The sequence below is a fragment of the Streptomyces sp. SID11385 genome (assembly GCF_010548245.1).
Taxonomy (GTDB): Bacteria; Actinomycetota; Actinomycetes; order Streptomycetales; family Streptomycetaceae; genus Streptomyces.
The window spans coordinates 1-25,304 of sequence record NZ_JAAGLR010001087.1; the positions used below are offsets into that span (position 1 = coordinate 1).

The 25,304-nt window shown below is 73.2% G+C and carries 15 protein-coding genes and 1 pseudogene; 7 read left to right on the forward strand and 9 right to left on the reverse strand.

All coding sequences use genetic code 11. The features are described 5' to 3' along the window. Positions 1-1,284, forward strand: a 1,284-nt coding sequence (locus G3I42_RS33245) for an aminotransferase (protein ID WP_239096843.1), incomplete at its 5' end; no start/stop codon positions are given. Between the two features lie 60 nt (positions 1,285-1,344). On the opposite strand, the gene G3I42_RS33250 is transcribed toward G3I42_RS33245, so the two are convergent. Next, the gene (locus G3I42_RS33250) at positions 1,345-4,335 is read right to left on the reverse strand and encodes a GH92 family glycosyl hydrolase (RefSeq protein WP_164291391.1); all 2,991 of its coding nucleotides are present in this window, start codon (positions 4,333-4,335) and stop codon (positions 1,345-1,347) included. Positions 4,336-4,599: 264 nt separating this feature from the next. Further along, entirely contained in the window at positions 4,600-5,571 is a 972-nt protein-coding gene (locus tag G3I42_RS33255) for a DUF4232 domain-containing protein (protein WP_164291392.1), read from the reverse strand. 98 nt (positions 5,572-5,669) lie between these two features. Between G3I42_RS33255 and G3I42_RS33260 the strand changes: the two genes are divergently transcribed. Then, on the forward strand, positions 5,670-7,718 hold the full coding sequence (locus G3I42_RS33260; RefSeq protein WP_164291393.1) for a prolyl oligopeptidase family serine peptidase: 2,049 nt from the start codon (positions 5,670-5,672) through the stop codon (positions 7,716-7,718). Here G3I42_RS33260 and G3I42_RS38545 read toward each other — a convergent pair. The 7 genes from G3I42_RS38545 to G3I42_RS33295 form a co-directional block, all read right to left on the reverse strand. Then, positions 7,633-8,661, reverse strand: coding sequence for an NUDIX domain-containing protein (locus G3I42_RS38545; protein ID WP_164291394.1), 1,029 nt, complete (start codon positions 8,659-8,661; stop codon positions 7,633-7,635). The genes G3I42_RS33260 and G3I42_RS38545 overlap by 86 nt on opposite strands. Positions 8,662-8,873: 212 nt before the next feature. Beyond that, positions 8,874-11,204 (reverse strand): alpha-xylosidase, encoded by a 2,331-nt coding sequence (yicI, locus tag G3I42_RS33270; protein ID WP_164291395.1) that lies wholly within the window; start codon positions 11,202-11,204, stop codon positions 8,874-8,876. Beyond that, the gene (locus G3I42_RS33275) at positions 11,201-12,649 is read right to left on the reverse strand and encodes a GH1 family beta-glucosidase (RefSeq protein WP_164291396.1); all 1,449 of its coding nucleotides are present in this window, start codon (positions 12,647-12,649) and stop codon (positions 11,201-11,203) included. Before G3I42_RS33275 ends, yicI begins: the two co-directional genes overlap by 4 nt. Positions 12,650-12,702: 53 nt before the next feature. Continuing rightward, the gene (locus G3I42_RS33280) at positions 12,703-13,602 is read right to left on the reverse strand and encodes a carbohydrate ABC transporter permease (protein WP_164291397.1); all 900 of its coding nucleotides are present in this window, start codon (positions 13,600-13,602) and stop codon (positions 12,703-12,705) included. A 5-nt stretch (positions 13,603-13,607) separates the two neighbouring features. Continuing rightward, entirely contained in the window at positions 13,608-14,567 is a 960-nt protein-coding gene (locus G3I42_RS33285; protein ID WP_164291398.1) for a sugar ABC transporter permease, read from the reverse strand. A 7-nt stretch (positions 14,568-14,574) separates the two neighbouring features. Then, positions 14,575-15,810, reverse strand: coding sequence for an extracellular solute-binding protein (locus tag G3I42_RS33290; RefSeq protein WP_164291399.1), 1,236 nt, complete (start codon positions 15,808-15,810; stop codon positions 14,575-14,577). A gap of 355 nt (positions 15,811-16,165) precedes the next feature. Further along, positions 16,166-17,188, reverse strand: a complete 1,023-nt coding sequence (locus tag G3I42_RS33295) for a LacI family DNA-binding transcriptional regulator (protein ID WP_343244734.1) — start codon at positions 17,186-17,188, stop codon at positions 16,166-16,168. Between the two features lie 168 nt (positions 17,189-17,356). Here G3I42_RS33295 and G3I42_RS33300 point away from each other — a divergent pair, with 168 nt between their 5' ends. From G3I42_RS33300 to G3I42_RS33320, 5 genes and pseudogenes are all read left to right on the forward strand, one after another. Then, complete coding sequence (locus G3I42_RS33300) at positions 17,357-18,664, forward strand: ATP-grasp domain-containing protein (RefSeq protein ID WP_164291401.1); 1,308 nt, start codon at positions 17,357-17,359, stop codon at positions 18,662-18,664. 52 nt (positions 18,665-18,716) lie between these two features. After that, a complete protein-coding gene (locus tag G3I42_RS33305; protein WP_164291402.1) occupies positions 18,717-20,738 on the forward strand; it encodes a CocE/NonD family hydrolase in 2,022 nt (673 codons plus the stop codon). Between the two features lie 253 nt (positions 20,739-20,991). Next, the gene (locus G3I42_RS33310; RefSeq protein WP_343244735.1) at positions 20,992-22,941 is read left to right on the forward strand and encodes a DUF4041 domain-containing protein; all 1,950 of its coding nucleotides are present in this window, start codon (positions 20,992-20,994) and stop codon (positions 22,939-22,941) included. Positions 22,942-23,222: 281 nt separating this feature from the next. Further along, positions 23,223-24,380, forward strand: a complete 1,158-nt coding sequence (locus tag G3I42_RS33315; RefSeq protein WP_164291403.1) for an aromatic acid exporter family protein — start codon at positions 23,223-23,225, stop codon at positions 24,378-24,380. A 172-nt stretch (positions 24,381-24,552) separates the two neighbouring features. Then, positions 24,553-25,304: pseudogene (locus G3I42_RS33320) on the forward strand (acyl-CoA dehydrogenase); the annotation flags it as partial.

Sequence of the window (25,304 nt, forward strand, 5' to 3'; positions counted from 1 at the left end):
GACCCCGCCGCACTCGCCGCACGCTCCCGTGCGAACGCCGGTGACCGGAGCCTGCCGGTGCCGCCGCAGGCGCCCCCGGGACTCGCCGAGGCGTGCCTGCGCGGGCTCGACGACCTCGACCGGCTGCGCGTCACGGCGCACGGCCCGGCGGGTGAGGAACTGTCGGTCCCGGCCGCCGGGGTGCCCTGGTTCCTCACCCTCTTCGGCCGCGACTCGCTGCTCACCTCGTTCTTCGTCCTGCCCTACCGCCCCGCGACCGCCGCCGCGACCCTGCGGGCGCTCGCCGCCCTCCAGGGCACCGGCTACGACGCGGAGCGCGGCGAGGAACCGGGCCGCATCGTGCACGAGGTGCGCCACGGCGAACTCGCGCACTTCCGCCAGGTGCCCTACGGGCGCTACTACGGCTCGGTGGACGCCACCCCGCTCTTCCTCGCGCTGCTCGGCGCCTACACCGAGACGACCGGCGACCCGGGTCCCGCCCGCGAGCTGCAACGGCACGCGCGCGCCGCCGTGGACTGGATGCACGGCGACGGCGGACTCGACGCGCACGGCTACCTCGTCTACCAGCCCGACCCGGACGGCCTCGTCAACCAGAACTGGAAGGACTCGGCCGGGGCGATCTGCTTCCGCGACGGCACCCAGGCCGAGGGCCCGGTCGCCGTCGTGGAGGCCCAGGGCTACGCCTACGACGCGCTGCTGCGCACCGCCCGGCTCGCCAGGGAGCACTGGGACGACCCCGCCTACGCCCTGCGTCTGGAGGAGACGGCGGCGGCGCTGCGCGAGCGCTTCGCCCGCGACTTCTGGCTCACCGAGCAGGACTTCCCCGCGCTCGCCCTGGACGGAAAGGGCCGCCAGGTCGACGGCCTCGCCTCGGACGCGGGCCACCTGCTGTGGTCGGGCATCCTCGACGAGGACCGCGCCCGCCGCGTCGGCGCCCGCCTGCTGGAGCCCGACTTCTTCTCCGGCTGGGCGGTGCGCACGCTCGCCACGGGCCAGCCCGCCCACCACCCGCTCTCCTACCACCGGGGCAGCGCCTGGCCGCACGACAACGCGGTCATCGCCCTCGGCCTCGCCCGCTACGGGATGCGGGAGGCCGTGCGCACCCTCACGGCGGCACTCGCGGAGACCGCCGCCCACCACGGCGGGCGCCTCCCGGAGGTGCTGGCCGGGTACGACCGCTCCCTGCACCCGCGCCCGGTCCCCTACCCCCACGCGTGCAGCCCGCAGGCCTGGGCGGCGGCCACCCCGCTCGCCCTGCTCACGAGCCTGCGCGCGGTGGCGTAGGACCGGCCCGGCCCCGCGCGGTGCGGGGCCGGGCCGGGTGGTTCTCGGCCGTGGGGCGGGTCAGTCCTCCGTCGTCGGGAGGGGCTTGGTGGTGAGGGCGGCGTCGAAGACGTGCAGGACGCCCTTGTCGCTGCCCTGGGGCAGGACCACGGCCTTCACGCGCTTCGCCGGGTCGAGCGCTTCGGGGGCCGTGCCGAAGACGACCGTGCGGGTCGTGTCGGCGGTGCCGTCCGCGCGGTTGCGGCCCGTCGTCTCCACGAGCGGCACATTGCCGAAGCGGTAGTCGGTGCCGGGGGTCCAGTCGGTGAGTGCCAGGGTGACATCCTGCGTGGTGCCGTCCGTGTACTCGACGCGCGCCGTGCCCTGGGCCGGGCCGTTCGTGGCGAGGCCGAGGAAGGAGATCCCGGTCGCCGCCGTGCCCCGGGGGCCGCCGAGAGCGATCCGCTGGCCGTGCGGGATCCAGTTGTCCGGCTCGCCGGGGGCGGTGCGCGGCCAGGTGAAGGTCACGCCCGTGTCGCCCAGCGGGATCTGCGCCCCGGGAGCCGCGCCCGCCGCCGAAAGGCGCTCGCGGGACAGGGAATTGTCGCTCAGGTCGAGCGAACCCGCCGACGTCGCGCCGTCCGCCGTCGTCCCGACGTCGTTGCGCGCGTCGGAGCCCGCGTCGTACGACGGCGGTACGTCACCGGCCTTCGTGCCCCAGGCGCCCGGCTTCGCGGCCATCGTGAAGTCGAGCGTCCCGCCGCGTCGCGCGAAGTCCTCGCCGACCCAGCTCGCCGTGCTCGTACGGCCGTTGACCTTGAGGGAGGACACGTACGGGCGGTCGCCCGTCGTGCCCGGCGCGGTGAGGCGCAGCGTGCGCGCGCTGTCCTGGCTGCGGATCGTCACCTTGTCGAACAGCGGGGCGCTCAGGACCAGGTTCGCGGTGCCGTAAATGGTGGGGCTGAGACCGAGGTTGGCCCACACGTACCAGGCGGAGAGCGCGCCGAGGTCGTCGTTGCCCGGCAGGCCGTCGGGGCCCGTGCCGTACATCTCGCTCGTCGCGCGCCGCAGTGTGTCGCCCGTCTTCGCGGGCTGGCGCAGCCAGTTGTAGACGTACGGGGTGGAGAAGCTCGGCTGGTTGGAGAGGTAGGCGCCCTTCGTGCCGTACACCCCCGCGTCCAACTGGCTCAGGTGCTCGTCGAGTTCGGCACTCACCTTCGCCTCGCCGCCGCGTGCGGCGATGAGCCCGCCGACGTTCTGCGGCACCATCCAGCCGTACTGGTAACCGGTCGCCTGGTCGAACTGGTTGCCGCGCTGGCCGAGATCGAAGGCCCGGTCGAAACCGTTCCGCGAGCGCGGCCGTATCTCCTGGGTGACCGGGTCGAAGACGTTGCGCCAGTTCTGCGCGCGCGCCATGAACCGGCTCTCGGTGTCCCTCTCGCCCAGTCGTCCGGCCAGTTGGGCGATCGCGAAGTCGTCGATCGCGTACTCCAGCGTCTTCGAGGTCGCCGAGTCGCCCTTCGCGTTCTCCACGAAACCCGTGCCGAAGTACTGGAGCGCCGCCGTGCGCCGCGTGTTCGTGGCGGGGAGCGACTGCGTCTGCACCATCGAGCGCAGCGCGCCCTCGCGGTCGTAGTGCGTGCTGCCGAAGGCGTCGATCGCGGAGAGCACCGCCTGGAGCGAGTCCCCGGTCATCTTCTGCTGCGCCTGGTTCAGGTGCGGCCAGTTGGGCCAGGTGCCGGTCTGCTCGACCATGTCCACGAGCGACTGGTTGACGTCGTCGCCGATCTTCGGGAAGAGCAGCGCGAGCAACTGCGCCTGCCCGCGGTAGGTGTCCCAGCCGGAGTACGTCGTGTAGACGTGGTGGCCGCGCGCGACCGTGTGCACCTTGCCGTCGTAGCCGGGGTAGCGGCCCGAGACGTCGTCGGTGACGTTGGGGTGCAACTGCGCGTGGTACAGGGCCGTGTAGAACTTCGTCCGCTCCGCCGCCGTACCGCCCTCGGTCCGGATGGTCCCGAGGTTGCGCTCCCAGGCGCGGCGGGCCCCGGCGCGGACGGCGTCGAAGGACTGTCCGGCGCTCTCGGCCCGTACGTTGGCCGCGGCGCCGTCCACGTCGACGTAGCTCAGCCCGGTGTGCGAGGTGACCTTCGTGCCGCGCGCGAAGGTGAGCCAGGCGCCCGCGCCGTGCTTCCGGTCGCCGCCGTCCGCGCTGTCCGCGCCGGGCGTGACGCTGTCGCCCGCCCACGTACCGTGCGCGGTGAAAGGCTTGTCGAAGGTGGTGGAGAAGTACGCGCGGTAGTGGCCGCCGCCCTCGCACACCGAGGCGGCCTCGACCCAGCCGCTCACCGTCCGCCCGGAGACGCTGACGTGGCTGTCGTAGACCTTGTTGTTGGAGCCGGCCACGTCGAGCAGCAGCGTCGCGCTGTCGCCGTCGCGCGGGAAGGCGTACCGGCTCACGGCCGACCGCGTCGTCGCCGTCAGCTCGGCGGTCACGCCGTTGCCGAGCCCCGCGCGGTAGTAACCGGGCGCGGCGTCCTCGGCGGCGTGGTCGTAGTCGAGGTAGTACGAGGTGATGTCGGCGGCGGGACTGCGCGGCAGGCCGCTGTCCGGGAGGGCGCCCGTGTACGGCAGGACGGGGAAGTCGAAGGCGCTGAACCGGCCTTCGCAGCCCGTGCCCGACAGGCGCGTCATGCCGAAGCCGCGCAGCTTGTCGGCCGTGTACTCGTAGCCGCCCTTCTGGTCGCCGTCCGAGGTGCGGTACGTCGTCGGGCTCGACTGAACCATGCCGAAGGGCAGCGCGGCACCCGGCCAGGTGTTGCCGTAGGCGCTGTTGCCCTTGTTCTGCGTCGTGTCGAGCTTCGTGCCGATGAACGGATCGACGGAGTCGTAGGCGCTCGCGGCGCGGGCCGGCGCGGGACGGGCGTGGGCCTCGGCGGCCGGGACGCTCGCGGCGACGAGGCCGAGCGAGGTCACGGCGGCGAGGAGGAGGCCCGCGCCCCGGCGCCGGGCGGGCGGTGCCGGTTCACGGGCGGGTGGCGCCGGTTCGCGGGTGGTCGTACGGGGCGTGCGCATGGCGCTTTCCCTTTCGGCGCGGTGCCCGGGGTGGGGAGCCTGGCCGGCCCCGGCCCTCGGACAACGTTGTCATGATGAGGCACGGTGACCGTATCCCGCGCGCGGCGAACGGGGGAGGGGCCGGAACGCGAATTCCCGCCGCCCCGGGGGGAAAGTCCCCGCGCCCGGCCGCGCGTCACCCCGCTCCGGGCGAAGCCCCCGCTCCGCCGGGACGTCGCCCCGCCCCCTCCGCACCAGGCGGCTCGACCGGCCGGAACGGGCGGCTCAGTGCTCCGGCTTCGCCCACGGCGTCACGCCGAGCTTGCCCGTCGTACCGAGGTCGATGTGCTCGGGGAGCATCACCGGCGCCGCTCCCGTCTTGGCGCGGACGCGGGCGTAGGGCGCCGTCACCGGGGTGCCGAGGTCTGTGGTGTTGCGCCAGACCAGGCTGGCCGTCGCCGACTCGCCGGGCTTGAGGGTGACGGGGCGCGGGGGCCCGTCGCCCGTGATGCCGGTGGTGATCTGCCGGCTGCCGCGGAGGATCGCGACGCTCTCGATCGGCTCGCGGGAGTTGTCCAGGAGTTGCAGGACGGGGTAGCCCTCGACCTGGTAGTCGTGCGTGCCGCAGTTGTCGAGGTGCAGGCCCACGACGCGCAGGCCCATCGCCGCGTCGCCCTTGTCGGTGCTGACCCGGACGCCGGAGGAGGGGCAGGTGCCCGGGGCGGCCTGCGCCTCGGCGGCGGGGACCTTGGCGACCTCGCTCACCTTCGCCCCCGTGATCCGGGGCGTGGTCGGCGGCAGCGCGCCTGCCCGTACCGAGCCCCGCACGGTCTTCCCCGGGGCGACGTCGCGCACGGTGGCGGTCCCGCCGCCCATGGCCCCGCCGTCGCCGCTCGTGAACGTGACGCCGACCGTGTAAGTGAAGTTTTCCGTACCGCTGTTGGTGATCTCGTACGCGGCACTGATGCCGGAGTCCCCGCCGAGGTCGAGCTTGTCCGCTGTGACGGAGTAGCGCCGGGAGGGGGTGGGGGAGGGAGAGGCGTTCGGCAGGGTCAGGGAGGTGACGCGTACGCCGTCCTTGCCGGGGTCGTCGAGGGGCGTACGGGTGGACGCCGAGGCCGCGCCCCTCGCGGCGTCTCCCGCCTCCTCCGTCCCGCAGGCCGCGAGAGCCGTGAGCAGCAGGGCGGTCGCGGCGAGGGCCGTCGCGAGCGGGAGCGTACGGGCGGGGGCCGCGCGGAGCGGCGTGCGTCTGTGCATCCGGTCATCTGATCAGCAGGTATGTCCCCCGCCTGTGACGGAGGCCATAGTTCCGGTCACAGCGCTGTCACAAGTGGCCGGGGCGGGAGAATACGGGGGTGACTGACGACGACCCGAATCTGTGGCTGGAAGACGTCGAGGGCGAGGCCGCTCTCGCGTGGGTGGGCGAGCGGAACGCCGAGGCTGAAGCCGAACTCGCGGCGGACCCCGGCTTCGCCACGCTCGAAGCGCGCCTGCGCGAAGTGCTCGACGCGAGCGACCGCATCCCCTACACGACGCGACGAGGCGACCGGCGGTACAACTTCTGGCGGGACGCCGACCACGTGCGCGGGGTGTGGCGGCGCACCTCCACCGAGCAGTACGGCGAGGACGCGCCCGCCTGGGAGGTCCTGCTCGACATCGACGCGCTCGCCGGGGCCGAGGGCGTCGACTGGGTGTGGGCAGGCGCCGTCGTGCGCGAGCCCGACCGGGAACGGGCGCTCGTGCGGTTGTCGCGCGGCGGGGGCGACGCCGTCGAAGTGCGCGAATTCGACCTCACGAAACGAGAGTTCGTGCAGGACGGCTTCCGCGTCGCCGAGGCCAAGACCCGTATCGGATGGATCGACGAGGACACCGTTCTCGTCGGCACGGGGCTCGCGGGCGGCTCGCTGACCGACTCCGGGTACGCGCGCACGGTACGCCGGTGGCGGCGCGGGACACCGCTGGGCGAAGCCGTCGTCGTGTACGAGGCGGAGCGGAGCGACATCGTGGCCTGGGGGTGGCACGACCACACGCCGGGCTTCGCACGGGACTTCGTCGGGCGGGCGATCGACTTCTTCACCAGCGAGTCGTACCTCCTCACCCCCGGCGACACGCTCGTCAAGATCGAGGTCCCCGACGACGCCACGGCGTACGCGCACCGCGAGCACCTGCTCGTGACGCTCAGGAGCGACTGGCTCGGGCACCCGGCGGGCGCACTCCTCGCCTTCGGCTTCGACGCCTTCCTCGCGGGCGACCGCACCGCCCGCGTCCTCTTCGCGCCGGACGCCCGCACGGCCCTCGTCGGCCAGGCGTGGACCCGCCACCATCTGCTCCTGACGACGATGCGCGACGTCAGCACCCGCGTCGAGGTGCTCACGCCGACGCCCGAGGGCCCCTGGACCCGCGCGCCGCTCACCGCCGTACCGCCGCTCTCCGACGCCGCCGTCATGAACACGGACCCCGACACCGACGACGCCTACGACCTCGACGTGGAGGGCTTCCTCCAGCCCTCCACGCTCTCCCACGGCCGGATCGGCGCCCCCGCCGCCGTCCTCAAGCGCGCCCCTGCCCGCTTCGACGCCGAAGGGCTCGCCGTACGGCAGTACTTCGCGACCTCGCGGGACGGCACGCGCGTCCCGTACTTCGTGACGGGCCCCGACCACGAGACGCGCGGCCCCGGGCCCACACTCCTGTACGGCTATGGCGGCTTCGAGGTCTCCCTCACCCCGACGTACGGGGCCGTGAGCGGCCGGGCGTGGCTGGAGCGCGGCGGCACGCGCGTCGTCGCGAACATCCGGGGCGGCGGCGAGTACGGGCCCGGCTGGCACCGTGCCGCGCTGAAGGCCGAACGGCCGCGCGCCTACGAGGACTTCGCCGCCGTCGCCGCCGACCTCGTCGCCCGCGGCATCACCACGCCCGCGATGCTCGGCGCGCTGGGCGGCAGCAACGGCGGCCTCCTGATGGGCGCGATGCTCACCCGGTACCCCGAACTCTTCGGCGCGATAGTCGCCGAGATCCCGCTGCTCGACATGCTCCGCTACCACCGGCTCCTCGCGGGCGCCTCCTGGACGGCGGAGTACGGGGACCCGGAGGACGAGGCGGACCGCCCCCACCTGCGCGCCCTCTCCCCGTACCACCGCCTCGCCGCGGACCGCGCCTACCCGCCCCTCCTGCTGCGCACCTCCACCCGCGACGACCGCGTCCACCCCGGCCACGCCCGCAAGTTCGCCGCGCGGATGCGGGAACTCGGCCACTCCGTCCTGCTGTACGAGAGCCCGGGCGGCGGCCACGGGGGCGGGAGTGACAACGGGCAGGCAGCGTTCAACAGCGCGCTGGCGTACACGTTCCTGTGGCGCCGGCTGAGCCCGCCGCGTGCCGCCGGATCAGCTCGGCCAGACCGGGAGTGAGCCGCAGCCGGTCCAGGTCCCCGGGGGCGAACCAGTGCACGAGGACGCCTTCGCGCAGGTCCACGCTCTGCGCCGACCCGCGCCACGTCCCCTCGTAGACCCGGACGGGGAGGCTCAGGCCGTCCGGGCTCGTCTCGTACTGGTCCTCGTACGGGGACAGCCCGGACGGCACGAGCCCCGGCACCTCCTCGGCCAACTCGCGCCGCAGCGTGGCCTCGGGCCCCTCGTCCCCCGGCTCCCACCCGCCGCCCAGGAGCGCGAACGCGCCCGGCTCCCAGATGCCTTCGCGCATGTCCCGCAGATGGAGCAGGTAGCGGCCGTGCCCGTCGTGCAGGAGGACGGAGACGTTGAGCGGCCGCGGAACGCCGTCCAACTCGTCCTCTGCCGCGAGGAGTTTGGGGCGGAGGGTGGTGGAGCCGACCGCGGGGAACGGCAGCCAGACGGCACCCGCGACCTCCTCCTCCTGGAGCGTGAGGGCGGGCGGGGTCTCGTCGGCGAGGTAGAAGAGGAAGCGGAAGTCGTAGTGCTCGTGCGCCGGTTCGCCCTTCTCGGGGCGCGCTTCGACCGTGTGCACGTCGATGTCGAAGGGCGCGTCGAGCGCGACCGGGGTCAGGCACAACCGCCGTGCGCCCAGGCCGGTTTCCTCGCCCACCTCCCGCACGGCGACGGCGAGGAGACTGGGGTCGCCGGGTTCGGCGTGGCCGCCCGGGGTGAGGGTGAGGCCCGAGGCGCGGTGGTGGACGTGGAGGACGCGCCGGGCGCGGTCGATCACGACGGCGGCGCACGTGATGTGGCCCGGGAGGGTGGTACGGGCGGCGGGGTGGCGCTCGCCCGAGTCCTCCGCGAGGAGCGCGAGGAGGCCGGAGAGGGCCGGGCGCTCCCCGGGGTGGCGGGCGAGGTAGGCGGCGACGGCGGGGCGGATGGCGGCGGGGGTGAGCGGCACGGGGTCACCTCGCGGGTAGGGGTGACCAGCACAGCACGGTTCCCGGTGGGGACGGGGCCGTTCCCCGCGACCGGCCCCGGTCCCGAGCCGAAGCGCGGGCGCGGGTGAGGGCGGTGGCGCCGGTCGGGCGGCGCCGGGAGAGCCGGAGGGTCCGTCCCGGCGCCGTACCGCTCAGTCCCTCACCGCGCCCAGGCGCACCCGCGCGGTACCGCTCAGTCCCTCACCGCCTCCACGCGCACCCGCGTCGTCCCGGCCGCGCAGCGCAGCCCGCCCTCGCCCGTCTCCGTCGTACCGGCCGCACCGGCCCGTAGGCGATGGCCCGGTATCTCGACGCGCCACGGCCGCTCGCTGTCGGTCGTGATCTCCAGGCCGTCCGAGGCGCGGCGGACGGTGAACGTCGCCGCGGTGCCCGTGCCGTCCGGGCGGGGGATCGCGAGGACCGTCCCGGCGGTCCCCGGGTGGACCCGGAGCGTCACGTCGTCGGTCCAGTCCGAGACGGGGCCCTCCTCGGACGCGGCGAGCGGCAGTACGGAGCCGGGCCGGGCCAGGAGCGGCAGCGTGTCCAGCGGGTGCCGTTCGTGGCGCCAGCCCGGACCGGTGACCTCCTCACCGGTCAGCAGGTGCGTCCAAGTGCCCTCGGGGACGTAGTACTCGACGGAGCCGTCCGGGGCGAGGACGGGCGCGACGAGGAGGTCGTCGCCGAGCATGTACTGCCGGTCCAGGGTCCGGCAGGCGGGGTCGTCGGGGAATTCGAGGAGCATCGCCCGCATCACGGGAACGCCCTCCGCGTGCGCCTGGAGCGCCGCGCGGTAGAGGTACGGCATGAGGCGGTGCTTGAGCCGCGTGAACGCGCGGGTCACCTCGACCGCCTCCGTGCCGTAGTCCCACGGCACCCGGTACGACGTCGAGCCGTGCAGCCTGCTGTGCGAGGAGAGCAGGCCGAACTGCACCCAGCGGGTGAAGAGTTCGGGCGAGGGCCTGCCCTCGAAGCCGCCTATGTCGTGGCTCCAGAAACCGAAGCCCGACAGACCGAGCGAGAGACCGCCGCGCAGCGACTCCGCCATGGCCTCGAAGGTCGACTCGCAGTCCCCGCCCCAGTGAACGGGCAGGCGCTGACCGCCCGTTGTCGCCGAGCGGGCGAAGAGCACGGCCTCGTGCTCACCGCGCTCCTCGCGCAGCAGGTCGAAGACGGCCTCGTTGTAGAGCTGCGTGTACAGGTTGTGCGTCCGGGCGGGGTCGGAGCCGTCGTGCCAGGCGACGCCCTCGGTCGGCACGCGCTCGCCGAAGTCCGTCTTGAAGCAGTCCACGCCCTGGTCGAGCAGCACCCGCAGGTGCCCCTGGTACCACAGGCGTGCCTCGGGGTTCGTGAAGTCCACGAGCCCCATTCCGGCCTGCCACTGGTCCCACTGCCACACGTCGCCGTCCACCGTGCGCAGCAGGTAGCCGCGCTCCATGCCCTCGGCGAAGAGCGGGGACTTCTGCGCGATGTACGGGTTGATCCACACGCAGATCCGCAGCCCGTGCCGTTCCTTCAGCCGCCGCAGCATCGCCTCGGGCTCGGGGAAGACCGCCGGGTCCCACGTGAAGTCGCACCACTGGTAGCCGCGCATCCAGAAGCAGTCGAAGTGGAAGACGGAGAGCGGGATGCCCCGCTCGGCCATGCCCTCCACGAAGCGCGTCACGGTCTCCTCGTCGTACGAGGTCGTGAAGGACGTCGAGAGCCACAGCCCGAACGACCAGGCGGGCGGCAGCGCGGGGCGCCCGGTGAGCGCCGTGTAGCGGCCGACGGCCTGCTTGGGCGCGGGACCGGCGAGTACGAAGAACTCCAGGCTCTGGTCCTCGACGCTGAACTGCGTCTGCCCGACCGATTCCGAGCCGATCTCGTACGAGACGAGCCCCGGGTGGTTGACGAAGACGCCGTAGCCCTTGCTGCTCAGGTGGAACGGGACGTTTTTGTAAGCCTGTTCACTGCTCGTGCCGCCGTCCGCCTGCCACAGGTCCACGGTCTGGCCGTTGCGCGTGAAGGGGGTGAAGCGCTCGCCGAGCCCGTAGACCTGCTCGCCCACGCCGAGCGCGAGCCGGGCGAGCGTGAAGTGCCGGCCGTCCGCGTCCGTCGCGAAACCGAGGCCGCGGGGGCCGAGCGAGGTGAGCACGCCTCCGTCCGCGTCGAGGAAGTCGATGCCCCACGGGGCGCCGGGAGTTGTATCGAGGCGGGCGGTGAGCGGCCCGGAGACGAGTTCGGCGACGCCGTCCTCGTGACGCGTGCGCCCCGCCCCCGGGACCGGCTCGGCGAGGGTGAAATCCGGACCGCGGCGCAGGCGGCCCGCGTGGTGGGTGAGCCGCACGCCGATCACACCCTCGGCCGGGGACCACAACTCCACCGTCAGCAAGGGGCTGTTGAGCGTCGCGCCCCGCGTCGTCCCGCGCCCCGTGGCGGCGTACGCGGTCAGCCGTCCGGGACCGGCCTGGACGTCGGCGACGGTGGTGGCGTGCCGCAGGGTCACGCCGGGGCGGACCTGCCAGTAGCCGTCGGTGAACTTCATGCGGAGTACTCCTGGTGGGGCGTGGTGGCGCGGTGGTCGGTCCGGGTGGCCCGGTGGTGGGCGAGCAGGCCCGCGTACCAGTGGTAGCTGTCCTTGGGGAGCCGCTCGCCGTTCGCGTAGTCGACGCGGACGAGGCCGAAGCGCTGCTCGTACCCGCGCGCCCACTCGAAGTTGTCGAGCAACGACCACGCGTAGTACGCCCGCACGTCCGCGCCTTCGGCGATCGCGTCCGCGAGCGCGGTCAGGTGCGTATCGAGGTAGCGGACGCGGTCCGCGTCGTGGACGGCGCCGTCCGGCGCGACGGAATCGGCCTCGGCCGAGCCGTTCTCGGTGATCCACAGCGGTGGCAACCGCGGGTGGCTCGCTGCCAGTTCACGCAGCAGGGCGGGGAGCGCCGCCGGGACGACGGGCCAGCCCATCGTCGTGTGCCTGGTGCCGTAAGGGTCCGTCTCCGCGACACCGATGTCGACGGCGGTGCGCAGGCGCGGCTCGCTCTCGTGATGCGGCGCCGCGCGGACGGTGAGCGGGCGGTAGTAGTTGAGGCCGAGGAAGTCGAGCGGGGCGCCGATGACGCGGAGGTCGTCCTCGCGGCGGAGACCGGCGAGGGCGTCGGCGAGCGGGCCCCAGGTCTCGTGCTCGTGCTCCGGATAGCGCCCCGCGAAGAGCGGGTCCGTCCACACGTCGTTGTGCAGAGTTCTCGCGCGGCGCAGCGCGGCCAGGTCGTCGGGACGGTCGCCGGCTGCCTCGATCCGGTCGAGATTGAGGGTGATGCCGACCTCGCGCGCTCCCGCCGCGCGCAGCGCCTCGGTGCCGAGGCCGTGCGCGAGGAGCAGGTGGTGGGCCGCGGCGAGGGCGCCGGCGCCCTCGCGCGCGCCCGGGGCGTGACGGCCCTCCGCGTACCCGTTGAAGGCGGTGCAGTACGGCTCGTTGAGCGTGATCCAGCCGCCGACGCGGTCCCCGAGCCGCTCGGCCACGACGGCGGCGTACGCGGCGAAGTGCTCGGCGGTCGCGCGCTCGCGCCAGCCGCCCCGGTCCTCCAGGGCCTGCGGGAGGTCCCAGTGGTAGAGCGTGACGGTCGGCGAGATCCCGGCGGCGAGCAGCGCGTCCGTCAGCCGGTCGTAGAAGTCGAGCCCCTTCGCGTTCACGGCCCCCGTGCCCTGCGGCAGGACGCGCGACCACGCGACCGAGAAGCGGTAGGCGTCGACGCCGAGCCCCGCGAGCAGCGCGATGTCCTCGGGCCACCGGTGGTAGTGGTCGCAGGCGACGTCACCGGTCGCGCCGTCCTGGGTGCGGCCCGGTGTGTGGCTGAAGGTGTCCCAGATCGAGGGGCCGCGCCCGTCCTCGTCGTGGCCCCCCTCGATCTGGTAGGCGGCGGTGGCGGCGCCGAAGCGGAAGCCGGGGGGGAAGGTGGGGTAGGGGGTGGTGCGGGAGGGGGTGGTACTCATGCCTGCCTTTCGATGCGGGAACGGGCCGGGCCGGAGCCTCGCGGGTGCGGGTCCTACTTCACCGAGCCGCCGGTGATCCCCGCCGCCACGTACTTCTGCGCGAGGACGAGGAGGACGGCGGCGGGCACGGCGGAGACGACGGCGGTCGCCATGACCGCGCCCCAGTCGCTGACGTGGGCGCCGATGTACTCGTACATGCTCAGCGTGATGGGTTTGACGGCGTCCGTGGTGTTGAGCGTGAGCGCGAACATGAAGTCGGACCAGGCGAAGAGGAAGGTGAAGAGACCGGCGGTGATGAGGGCGTTGCGGCTCATGGGCAGGACGACGCGGACGAAGGCCGTGAAGCGGTTCGCGCCGTCGACCATCGCGGCCTCGACGACCTCGCGCGGCACCGAGACCATGAAGGAGCGCAGGAGCACGATCGAGAAGGGCAGGCCGAGCGAGGCGTCCGCGAGGATCAGGCCGGGGAGGGAGTTGGTGAGGCCGAGGTCGACGTAGGCGCTGTAGAGGGCGTTCGCGATGACGATGCCAGGGACCATCTGCGTGATGAGCGTGCCGAAGACGACGGTGCGCGCGCCGCGCAGGCCGAGCTGCGCGAGCCCGTACGCGGCGGGCGCGGCGAGGGCGAGGCAGACGACGACGGCGCCGAGCGCGACGAGCAGGCTCGTCACGAGCGAGTCGCCCTGGCTGCTCAGCGCGCGGCTGAAGTTGCCCCAGCCGGGCGAGGTGGGCAGCCAGCTCGTCGAGGCGAGCCCCTCGCCGGGCTGGAGGGCGATGTTGACCATCCAGTAGAGCGGGAAGAGCAGCACCACGAGGATGAGCAGCGCGACGAGGGTGTTGCCCGCGCGGCGCAGGCGGCGGCCCGTGGGCTCGGCCGCGGTGGGGGCGTAGGGGGAGCGCCGCGTGGGCGCGGGGGCGGCGGGGCCGCCCGTCGGTGTGGCGGGTGCGGTCATGCGGCTCACTTCCCCTGTCCGAAGTCGGAACGGTTGGCGCGCAGGTAGAGGACGGCGAAGACGGCGCTGATCAGGATGAGGACGTTGCCGACGACGGCTCCCTGCCCGAAGTCGAGTTGCTGGAAGGAGAGCTGGTAGGTGACGGTGCCGAGGGTCTGCGTGGAGTCGGCCGGGCCGCCGCCGGTGAGGGCGAGGATCAGGTCGAGGATCTTGACCGTCGACATGAACCCGAGGACGAGGACGACGGTCACGACGGGCCGCAGCATCGGCAGCGTCACGGAGCGGAAGGTGCGCCAGGCGCCCGCGCCGTCGAGCGCGGCGGCCTCGTACAGCTCGCGCGGGATCTCCTGGAGTCCCCCGTAGAGGATCACCATGTTGAAGGGGATGCCGATCCAGATGTTCACGAGGACGGCGGAGGTGAGCGCGACGCCGGGGCTGCTGAGCCAGTGCACGGGCGAGTCGATGAGGTGCAGGTTCGTCAGGAGGGTGTTGACGACGCCGGTGTCCTGGTCGAGGAGTTTGCGCCACACGACGGCCGAGACGACCATCGGTACGAGCCACGGCAGGAGCAGCAGGGCCCGTACGGGTCCGGCGAGGCGGAAACGGCGCGAGAAGAAGACCGCGAGCGCGAGGCCGAGGACGAACTGCCCGAGCAGGGAGCCGAGGACGAACAGGAGCGTGTGGCCGAGCGAGTCGGTGAAGAGCGGGTTGTCGAAGACTGCCCGCCAGTTGTCGAGGCCGTTGAACGGGGCCTCGCCGGTGAAGAAGGTCCGGGGCGTGTAGTGCTGGAAGCTCATCACGACGTTGCGGACGAGCGGGTAGCCGAAGAAGGCCAGCATGTAGAGCACGGCGGGAAGGACGAAGCACCAGCGCAGCAGGGCCGCGCGGGCGCCGCGCCGGTGACTGGGGCCGTGCGTGGCGGGGGCCTGTGTGACGGAGGTGCCGGGGGCCGCGGTCAGTGCCATGGCGTGCTCACTTCCCCGAAGTGGCCCGCGACTGGGCCTGCTTGAGAGCGGCTGCCGGGCTGGACTTCCCGGTCAGTACGGACTGGAAGGCGCCGGAGAGCGCGTCGGAGACGACGGGCCAGGAGGCGCCGACCCGGGTCGTGCGGGAGCGGGCGGTCGCGACCTCGTCGGCGAAGGCGGCGAGCTTCGGGTTCTGCTTCTTGTACTGCTCGGCCGCCGCGCGCATCGTCGGCACGTTGTTGACGGACTCGCCCCAGTCGATCTGGTTGCGCTGCTCGTTGAGGCAGTCGAGGATCTTGGCGGCGGTGCGCTGCCGGTCCGTGTGCCCGGTTCTGGGCAGGGTCATGACGGTGCCTCCGATGGGCGGCTGCGCGGACTGGCCTGCCTCGGGCACGGGTATCTGGGCGACCGCCCAGTGCAGGTCCTTGTGCGCGTCGAGCACGGGCACCTGCCAGGGGCCGTTGATCATCATGGCGGCCCGGCCCGCGAGGAACTGGTCGTTGACGTCCTGCTGGTTCCAGGTGACGACGGCGCTGGAGGCGGACTTCGCGGTCACGAGGTCCTTCCACAGCTGGAGGGCGGGGGCGCCCTTGCCGTCGTCCAGGTGGGCCTCGTTCCCGCCCGCGGTCCAGAAGAACGGCAGGAACTGGTAGACGCCGTCCGCGTCCGGGGTCGCGCTGAACGCCATGCCGTAGGTTCTGCCGCGGGTGAGCCGCTTCGCCGTCGCCTTCAGCTCGTCCCAGGTGCGGGGCGGCTCGACGCCGGCCTTCTTGAGGAGGTCCACGTTGTAGATGAGGGCGAGCGAGTTGACCGAGCGGGCGATGCCGTACTGGGTGCCCTTGAAGCTCCCCATCGTGACGGCCGAATCGGAGAGCCCGTCCGTCGCCACCCCAGCCTCCCGCAGCGGCACCAGCCCACCCGTGTCGGCGAACTGCGGCACCTCGGAACCGTCGAGTTCCAGGATGTCGGTGAGCGAGTGCGAGGAGGCCATGCGCAGCGCCTTCGAACTGACCTGGTCGGCGGGGACGCTGGTCTGCTGGACCTTGACGCCGAGCGGTTTGGCGCAGCGGTCGAAGAAGCGCTGGTTCTGGGCGTGCTCGTGGCTGTCGGTCGCGGAGTTGAGCACCGTGAGGGTGTCGTCGTCCGGCCCGGTCGAGCATCCGGCGAGGGCGACGGTGGCGGCGAGCGCGGTCGCGAGGACCACGGCGACGTCCCCTGGCCTGCTGCGGCGGAGGGGTGGCATGGCGGGTGGGCTCCGTTCGGTCTACGGCTGTGTAGGGGCGGAGGGAGGCGGCGGCTGAGCGAGGTGTCGAATCGATTCGACAGTGGCGGAACGCGGGCGGGACGACGGGAGTGTGAGAGGTGGACCGGTGCGAAGGGGGCGCCAGGCGAGGCGGCGTCCCGTCCATCGTCGAATCGATTCGATGATGTGACGCGGTGATCGTAGGACGCGGAGGGTCCTCCGACAAGGGGTGGGACGGAGCCCGCGGTCCGTGCCGGGGTCAGGACGCCGTCCGCCTCGCTGACCAGAACGCCTTCCGCTCGCGGGCCAGGATGTCTTCGTCTCTGCCCCCGGGGCGCCTTCGCTCAGGTGCCGCTCAGGTGGTCCCGTGGTCCCGTGTGCCCCGGAGCCGGTCCGCGCCGCTCAGCAGCGGGGGCACCAGGAGGTGGGGTGCGGGGGTGGTGCCGGGGAGTGTCGTGGCGTGGGCGGCGAGGCGGGTGACCTCGGAGGCGAGGGTGTGGACCGGGAGATCGACGCGGGGGAGGCGGCGGGCCGTGGGGTCGTCGGGGAGGGAGCCGAGGACGAGGACGGCGAGGTCCTCCGGTACGTGGAGTCCGAGGGCCGTCAGGGCGCTGAGGACGTGGTCGGCGGAGGGGTGCTGGACGATCAGGGCGGTGGCGCACCCGGGACCCGTGCCGATCGCCTCGCGGAGCCGGTGGGCCAGGCGCGGCCCGTCGTCCGGGGTCTCCAGGACCCGCACCGGCCGCCGCGTCTCCTCCGCCCCCGCCCGGGCGCCCGCCCGCCCGCGCAGCGCGTAACTGCGGCGCCCGGCGAACTCGCTGCGGGTGGGGCCCAGGTAGACGAGGGTACGGTGCCCCGCGGCGGCGAGGGTGCGGACCGCGAGGGCCGCCGCGGCCTCCCAGTCCAGGTCCGTCCACGGCAGCGCGGCCTCGTCGGCGGGGCGGCCGATGAGGGCGGCGGGGAAGGCGAGTTCGCGGACGACGTCGATGCGGCTGTCCTCCATGTCGACCGCCATGAGCACGGCCGCGTCGGCGAGGCCGCTGAGCGCGACGCGCCGCACGCCCTCCGCCTTGTCCTGTGACGTGCTCAGCAGCAGGTCGTAGCCGAGCAGGTTGGCCGCGTCGCTCACGTCGATCGCGAAGCGGCCGTCCACCGAGCGCTGGAGCCCCGCCGCACGCGGCACGGCGAGCGCGATGACGCGCGTCCGCCCGGCCCGCAGCGTCCGCGCGGAGGCGCGCGGGTGGTAGCCGAGCACGTCGATCGCCTCGCGTACGCGGGTCCTGGTCTCCTCCGAGATGGAGCGTGAACCGCTCAGGACGTACGAGACGGTGCTCGGTGCCACCCCGGCGTGCTGGGCCACATCCCTGATCGTTGCCACCGTCGAACCTCCCCGCCACCTGCGCGAACGGCGCGAGCCATGGTAACCGCCGCGACGGAGCGCGAGCGTGTCGCGCCGACCTGGCCGAGACCCGGCCCCGCTCCGTTTGCCTCCCCACCCCCCGGGTACTCGCGCCGAACCCCCGACATCGATCCATTGGGAGAATCTGTGAGCGAAACCCGTGAAGGCCGCGAAACGCAGCAGCTCGACGTCTTCGTCGTCGGGCTCGACGACGACAACCTCGAAACGCTTCGCGAGGTTCCCGGCGCCGAGCAGATCACCTTCCATCCGCTGCTCTCGGTGGCCGAACTCCAGGAAGGCGAGATCGACTTCGACGGTCTGCTGCGTCAGGCGCGGGCCACGCTCGACGCGTTCGACGGGCACGTGGACGCCGTGGTGGGGTACTGGGACTTCCCGGTGAGCGCGCTCGTGCCGCTGCTGTGCGCCGAGCGCGGGCTGCGGGCGACGAGCGTCGAGTCGATCGTGCGCTGCGAGCACAAGTACTGGAGCCGGCTCCTCCAGCGCGAGGCCGCGCCGGAGGCCGTGCCCGGGTTCGGGCTCGTGGACCTGGACGAGACGGACCCGCGCCCGCCCGAGGGCGTCTCGTTCCCGATGTGGCTCAAGCCGGTCAAGTCGTACTCCTCGGAGCTGGCCTTCGGGGTCAAGGACGAGGCGGAGTTCCGCAAGGCCGTCGAGGAGATACGCGCGGGGATAGGTCGCATGGGCGAGCCGTTCTCGCGGCTCATGGAGGGCATCGACCTCCCGCCGGAGATCGCCGAGGCCGGTGGCGCCGCCTGCCTCGCCGAGGAGGCGCTGACGGGGGTGCAGGTCGCGGCCGAGGGGTACGTGCACGACGGCGAGGTGGTCGTCTACGGGGTGCTCGACTCGCACACGTACCCCAACAGCGCCTGCTTCCTGCGCCACCAGTACCCGGCGGACCTGCCGGAGGAGACGACGCGGCGCGTCGTGGGCATCTCGCGGCGCGTCATGGAGCGCACCGGTCTCGACTCGGCCACGTTCAGCATCGAGTTCTTCTACGACCCCGAGACCGGCGACGTGAAGGTCCTGGAGATCAACCCGCGCCACTCGCAGTCGCACGCGGAGATGTTCGCGCACGTCGACGGCGTCCCCAACCACCACCGCATGCTGAGCCTCGCGCTCGGCCGCGACCCCCGCGTACGGCAGGGGCACGGAACGTACGAGTACGGCGCGAAGTGGTACTACCGCCGGTTCCGCGACGGGATCGTGCACCGCGTGCCGACCGCCGAGGAGATCGCGGAGGTCGAGCGCGAGGTCCCGGGCGTCAAGGTCGTGATCGTGCCGGACGAGGGCGTACGGCTCTCCGAGATGCCGGGGCAGGACAGCTACTCGGCCGAACTGGCGCACCTGTACGTCGGGGCCGACAGCGACAAGGAGCTGGAGGCCAAGTACGACCGCGCGGTACGGGGGCTGCGCTTCGAGATCGAGGACGTCTGAGGCGGCCCCGCAGCCGCGAAACCGCCGAAGCGCCCCGTAACGGAAGGGACTTATGCGTTACGTCAGCCAACTCCCGCACTCCGTCAAGGAAGAGGAGCACGTCCTCATCCCGATGCCGGACGGCGTCCGGCTCTCGGCGCACGTCTGGCGGCCCGTCTCCTCCGACACGGAGCCCGTACCCGCCGTCCTTGAGGCGATCCCGTACCGCAAGCGGGACTTGAGCTCCGTACGCGACTCGATGCACCACCCGTACCTCGCCGGTCACGGCTACGCCTGCGTGCGCCTGGACCTGCGCGGTACGGGGGACTCCGAGGGCGTGCTCCTCGACGAGTACCTGGAGCAGGAGCAGCGCGACGCCGAGGAGGTGCTCGCCTGGCTCGCCGAGCAGCCGTGGTGCGACGGCGCGACCGGCATGATGGGCATCTCCTGGGGCGCCTTCGCCGCGCTCCAGACCGCCGCCCGCCGCCCGCCGAGCCTGCGCGCCGTCGTCCTCGCCTCCTTCACCGACGACCGCTACGACGACGACATGCACTACATGGGCGGCGCGATGCTCTCGGACAACCTCGCCGAGGCGGGCACGATGTTCGCCTACGCGACGTGTCCGCCCGACCCGGCGGTCGTGGGGGAGCGGTGGCGCGACATGTGGCACGAGCGCCTGGCGGCGAGCGGCCCGTGGGTCGTCGAGTGGCTGCGCCACCAGCGCCGCGACGCCTACTGGCGGCACGCCTCGGTGTGCGAGGACTACGGCGCCGTACGGGTGCCCGTGCTCGCGTCGAGCGGCTGGGCGGACGGCTACTCCAACGCCGTCACGCGGCTCCTCGAACACCTCGACGTGCCCCGCAAGGGCCTCGTCGGGCCGTGGTCGCACAAGTTCCCGCACCTCGGCGAGCCGGGCCCGGCGATCGGCTACCTCCAGGAGGTGGTGCGCTGGTGGGACCACTGGCTCAAGGGCGAGGAGAACGGCGTCATGGACGGGCCGATGCTGAAGTCCTGGATGCAGGAGAGCGCCCCGCCGTCGACGTCCTACGAGGAACGGCCGGGCCGCTGGGTCGGTGAGCCGAGCCTTCCGTCGCCCCAAGTGGAGCCGCGCGTCCACCCGTTGACGGCGCACCGCATCGAGGAGGCGGAGGCCGCGGACGGGGCGCCCGGCGACTGGCTCACCGTCTCCTCGCCGCTCTCGGTCGGCCAGTACGCGGGCAAGTGGGCCTCGTACAACGCGCCCCCGGACCTGCCCTACGACCAGCGCGAGGAGGACGGCGGCTCGCTCGTCTTCGACAGCGCGGTCCTCGCGGAACGCCTGGAGATCCTGGGGGCCCCGACCGTCGAGCTGGAGTTCACCGTGGACCGGCCCGTCGCGCAGGTGGCGGCGCGGCTCTCGGACGTGGCCCCCGGCGGCGCCTCGACGCGGGTCTCGTACGGCATCCTGAACCTCACCCACCGCGAGGGCGGCGACCCCGAACCGCTGGAGCCGGGGCGTACGTACCGTGCCACGGTCCGGCTCAACGGGATCGCGCAGGCGTTCCCGGCGGGCCACCGCCTGCGCCTGTCCCTCTCCACCTCCTACTGGCCCCTCGCCTGGCCCCCGCCCGAGCCGGTCATGCTCGCGGTGAAGGCGCGGGCGAGCACCCTGACGCTGCCGGTACGCCCCGTGCGGACCCCCGACGAGGGCATCGCCTTCGGCGAGCCGGAGGCGGTGCGCCCCCTCGCGACGGAACAGCGCGTCCCGCCCGAGCAGTCCTGGCGCGTCTCGCGCGACCTCGTCGACTACCACGCGGCCCTCGACATCGTGAAGGACAGCGGCACCACGCACTACACCGACATCGCCCTCGACGTCGGCCGCCGCGCCGTCGAGCGCTACGACTGGACCGCCGACGACTTCACCTCGCCACGCGGCCACTCCGCCTGGACGATGCGCTTCTCCCGCGGCGACTGGGACACCCGCACCGAAACCACCACCACCCTCACCTGCGACACGCACCACTTCCACGTCCACGCCACCCTCGACGCCTACGAGGGCGGGGAACGGGTGTTCTCGCGGAACTGGAGGGAGACGGTGGGGCGGGATCTGGTTTGAGGGGCACGGGAGTTGGGTGATGTGAAAGTCCAGCGAAGTGAAGCTTTCGGCAATATCATGCGAAGACCGCGTGCCGGGCGAGTCGGTGGCTGTGCCGTGCGCAGCGGTCCCGTATGAGAGAAAGCGAAACCGCGTGTCTCCGCACCCTTCCCGGCCCGACGTCGACGCGGCAGCGGCCGCGCTCCGGAGCCTTACGCCTCCCGCCCGCGAATGCGTCCGTGCCCTCCCCGAAGTACTGACCGGCGAGGAGACCGTGCAGGCCCTGGCCGAGGCGCACCACGACGGCAGTGTTCCCGGTGTCCTCGCTCTCACGGACCACCGCGTGCTCTTCCGCCCTCGGCACGGGCTCGTCTCGTACCCCCTCGGGGACATCGCGGACACGCGCTGGTCCGGCGGGCTCACGCACGGCACCCTCGTGCTCTACGCGGGAGGGGGCATCTTCCAGTTCAAGCACATGGACAAGCGCGACGGCGCCGCGTTCGCCGACCGGCTCGCCCGCTGGCGTCAGTGGTACGGGGCGCAGTTCGCGGCCGGCCACGGTGGAGCCCCGACGCCGGCAGCCGGAGTGCTGGGGTCGCCCCGAGCGGGGATGCCTGCGGCTTGGGCACCCGGTGGCGAGCCTGCCATGGCGCCCGCGGCCGTACCGCCGTCTGCTGCCGTCCCTCCGGCCCCGGCCCCCGCACCGTCGGTGGTCGGCGCGCCTGCGGTCGCGCCGCCGGTGGCCGCCGGCGCGCCCGTGGCCCCACAGTCCTCAGCCGCCGTTCCCGCGCCCGTCCCGTCGCAGCAGGCACGCCCCGCCGGTGGGAGCGGCCGGTTCTTCGGCCGTCGGCGACGGGAGGCCGAAGCCGAAGCGGGGCAACTGCTGGAAGAGCTGGGGGAGCGCGAGGCGGAGGCGGAGCGACTGCGGGCCGAGAACACCAGGCTGGCCGCGGAACTGGAGGCTCTCGCGGGGGCGGACACGGCCCGGTTCGTACGCGAGACGGCGCGCATCCGGCGCGCGCACGACGAGCAAGCCGATGAACTCGCCCGGATCGGTGCCCTGCTCGACGCGAAGGTCGCCGCAGCGGCGGAGCGCGCAGAACGGGAAGTGCGCGAGAGCCGGGACAGCGCACGGCGGTCGACGGCCGAGGCCGAGGAGGCTGAGCGACGGCTCGCAACGGCCCGCAGCGCCCTGGTGGTCACAGATGATCTCGCCCTTCTCCAGGAAGCCGGGCTCTACGAATACCGGCACCCGCTCGCCGACGCCGTCGCGTACAAGGGCGAACTGGACCGTCTCAAAGATCGGTACAAGACCCTCACGAGAAACGGTCGGGCCGTCACGGGCGTCACCGAGTGGACCGTCAACGGCTCTGCCGCCGAAGGGCGCAGGATGGTGCGGGACTTCTCCAAACTGATGCTGCGCGCCTACAACGCCGAGGCGGACGCTGCCGTACGTGGCATGCGTCCGCACCGCCTCGACTCGCACATCGACCGCCTCGCCAAGTCCCGCGCGACGATCGCCAGGCTCGGCAAGACCATGCGTATCCAGGTGACCGATGAGTACCACCGTTTGCGGGTGCGTGAACTGGAGCTGACGGCCGACCACTTGGCGAAGGTCGACGAGGAGCGGGAACGACGTCGTGAGGAGCGTGCCAGGCAGCGCGAGGAGGAGCGTCTGGAGCGCGACATCGCACGGGAGCGGGCCCGGATCGACAAGGAACGCAATCGGCTCGTCCTTGCCCTCGCGCGGGCGCGTGCGGTGGGACAGACGGACGCGGCCGGGATCGCGGAGCTGGAGGGCAAACTGGCCGGCATCGATGCCGAGGAAGAGGCGATCAATCGCCGCGAGGCCAATACGCGCGCCGGGTACGTGTACGTCATCTCCAACATCGGCGCCTTCGGTGCCTCGATGGTCAAGATCGGCCTCACGCGCCGACTCGATCCCATGGACCGCGTGCACGAACTCGGCGACGCCTCCGTCCCGTTCCGCTTCGACGTGCACGCGCTCATCTACAGCGACGATGCGGTGGGTCTGGAACGGTCACTGCACCGAGAGTTCGAGAGCAGCCGCGTCAACAGGGTCAATACGCGCAGGGAGTTCTTCCACATCACCCCGGCGCAGGTCAGAGACGCACTCGCGCGGCACACCGGGCAGCATCTGCTGGAGTTTCACGAGGAACCGGACGCGCCGGAGTGGCGGGCGAGCGGGGGTGCTCGCCGGTGAGACGGAGCGCACGGCGACAGTGCCGTGCGCGACAGGACGGCATCGGCCGCCGCTGACGTCTACGGCCGCCGTTCGGCCGCCGGTCTGTTCTCCCGTCACACCGCACCGAATTCCGGCCGTACCCGTACCCGCCCTTTCTCCCGTCCCGGGCCTCCGTCCTCCGTGCGCGCCCCGACGGCCTTCCCCATGTGCGCGCCTTTCCGCCCGCTCCCGCGCGCGCCTTTCGCGTGAGCGCTCTGTGACGGGGTACCCACGGATTCACCGCACACGAGGAGGCGCCCGTGGGGCCGAGGGACACGGGGCGTTGGGCCCGCAAGGAGACGGCGGCCGTCGTCGCGACCGTACGGACCGTGCTCCGTCAGCCGGGGCCCGAGCGCGACTCCGTCGTGCAGTCGCTCAAGGCGGCGGGCGCCGCGATCGCCGCCTGGGCGCTCGCCGGGTGGTGGCTCCAGGCCCCCATGGCGCTGCTCGCCCCGTGGACCGCGCTCGCGCTCGTCGACGCCACCGTCTACCGCTCGCTGCGCGCCGGGCTCCGGCAACTCGCCGTCATCCTCCTCGGCACCCTCACCGCCGCCGCCGCGCTCTCCCTCACGCGCGGCGACACCCTCGCCGCCATGGCCCTCGCGCTGCCGCCGCTCGTCCTCGTCGGCACGTACCGCAGGCTCGGCACGCAGGGGATCTACGGGGCGACGACCGCGCTCTTCGTCATCACGGCGACCTCCACGAGCTCGGCCGAGATCGGCCACCGCCTCCTGGAGACCGGCATCGGCGCCGTCATCGGCATCGCCGTCAACGCCTTCGTGCTGCCCCCGGTGCATCTGCGCAACGCGGGCGACCAGCTCCTGAGACTGCCCCGCGACACGGGGCGACTGCTGCGCGACCTCGCGCAGGGCGTAAAGGGGGAGTGGACGGCGGAGCAGGCGCTGGACTGGCACGACGAGGCGCGCCGCGTCGAGGAGACGCTGCGGTATGTGCGGGACGCGCGGCGGCACGCCGAGGAGAGTTCCCGGCTCAACCCGGGCCTGCGGCTGCGCCGCGCCCGGTCCGCGCAGCCGCCGCCCGCGCTCGACGCCCGCTGGTCCGCCGCCGTCGACCACCTGCGCGCCGTCACCCGCACCCTCGCGACCCTCGGGCAGGGCGACAACCCGCTGCGCTCGCCCGGCAACGACTTCTTCGCCGACTGGGCGCGGCTCGCCGAGACGCTCGCGGTGCTGTGCGAGCGGGAGTACGAGGCACTCGCGCGACGGGAGCCGAGCGCCCCGTACGTCCTGGAGCCGCGAGCGGTCCCGGAAGAGGTGCGCGTCGCGTACGAGGCGCTGGACGCCTCCTTCCGCGGGCTCTCCGGCACGGGCGCCGTCCCGGCCGGTGAGCTGCTCGCCGAGACCAGGCAACTGCTGCGGGCACTGGTGAGCGAGGTGCCGCGGGAGGTCGGGAGGTGAGCGGGCCGAGGGCGGCGGGGCAGGGGCGCGCGGGCCCGGAGCTGCGGGATGCGCGGGTCGGGAGGCGCGCGGGGGCCGGCGTCCGGACCGGTCGCCCCAGGCATGAAAAGCCGCCGCACGGGCACCCATGGTGTCCCGGCCCCGCACCGCCCCCACCGAACAGGACTTCCCCATGACGCATCCCTCGCCGCCCGCCCCCGAGCCGCCGGAAGGCAGTGGTGTCCTCCCGCCGGGTGACGCGGGCGTCCCCCAGCCGGGCGATTTCGCCGCCGCCTCCGCGCGCGCCGACGTCGCCGCCCGCTTCGCCGCCGCCGTGGAACAGATCGAGGAGGGCAAGCTCCGCTTCCCGCTGCCCGGCAGCGGGGCGACCGGACTGCGCTTCGCCGCGCTGCGCGGGGTCGCCGAGGAGGATCTCGCCGTGGCCCGCCTCGTCGAGGGCCACACCGACGCGCTCGCGATCCTCGCCGAACTGGCCGGGCCGCCGCCCGCGCCGGGTCAGCGCTGGGGCGTGTGGGCCGCCGAACCGCCCGGCGAGGGCGTACGGGCGACGTACGACGCGACGGCGGACGCCTGGACGCTCACCGGCCTCAAGCAGTACGCCTCCGGGGCGCACTCCTGCACCCACGCCCTCGTCACCGCCCGCACGGAGGAGGGGCAACGGCTCTTCGCGGTCCGCCTCGACCGGGGTACCGAGGCGGACCCGGGCACGCACGAGCCCGGCGCGGGCACCCACGAGCCCGGTACACACGAGCCCGCCCCCGCCACGTACGCCCCCGCCCCCGGCACCTGGCCCGCGCTCGGGATGGCGGGCTCCGACACGCCCGACGTGCGCTTCGACGGCGCGCCCGCGCTCCCGGTCGGCGGGGTCGACGCCTACGTGCGCAGGCCCGGCTTCGCGCACGGCGGGGTCGGGGTGGCCGCGTG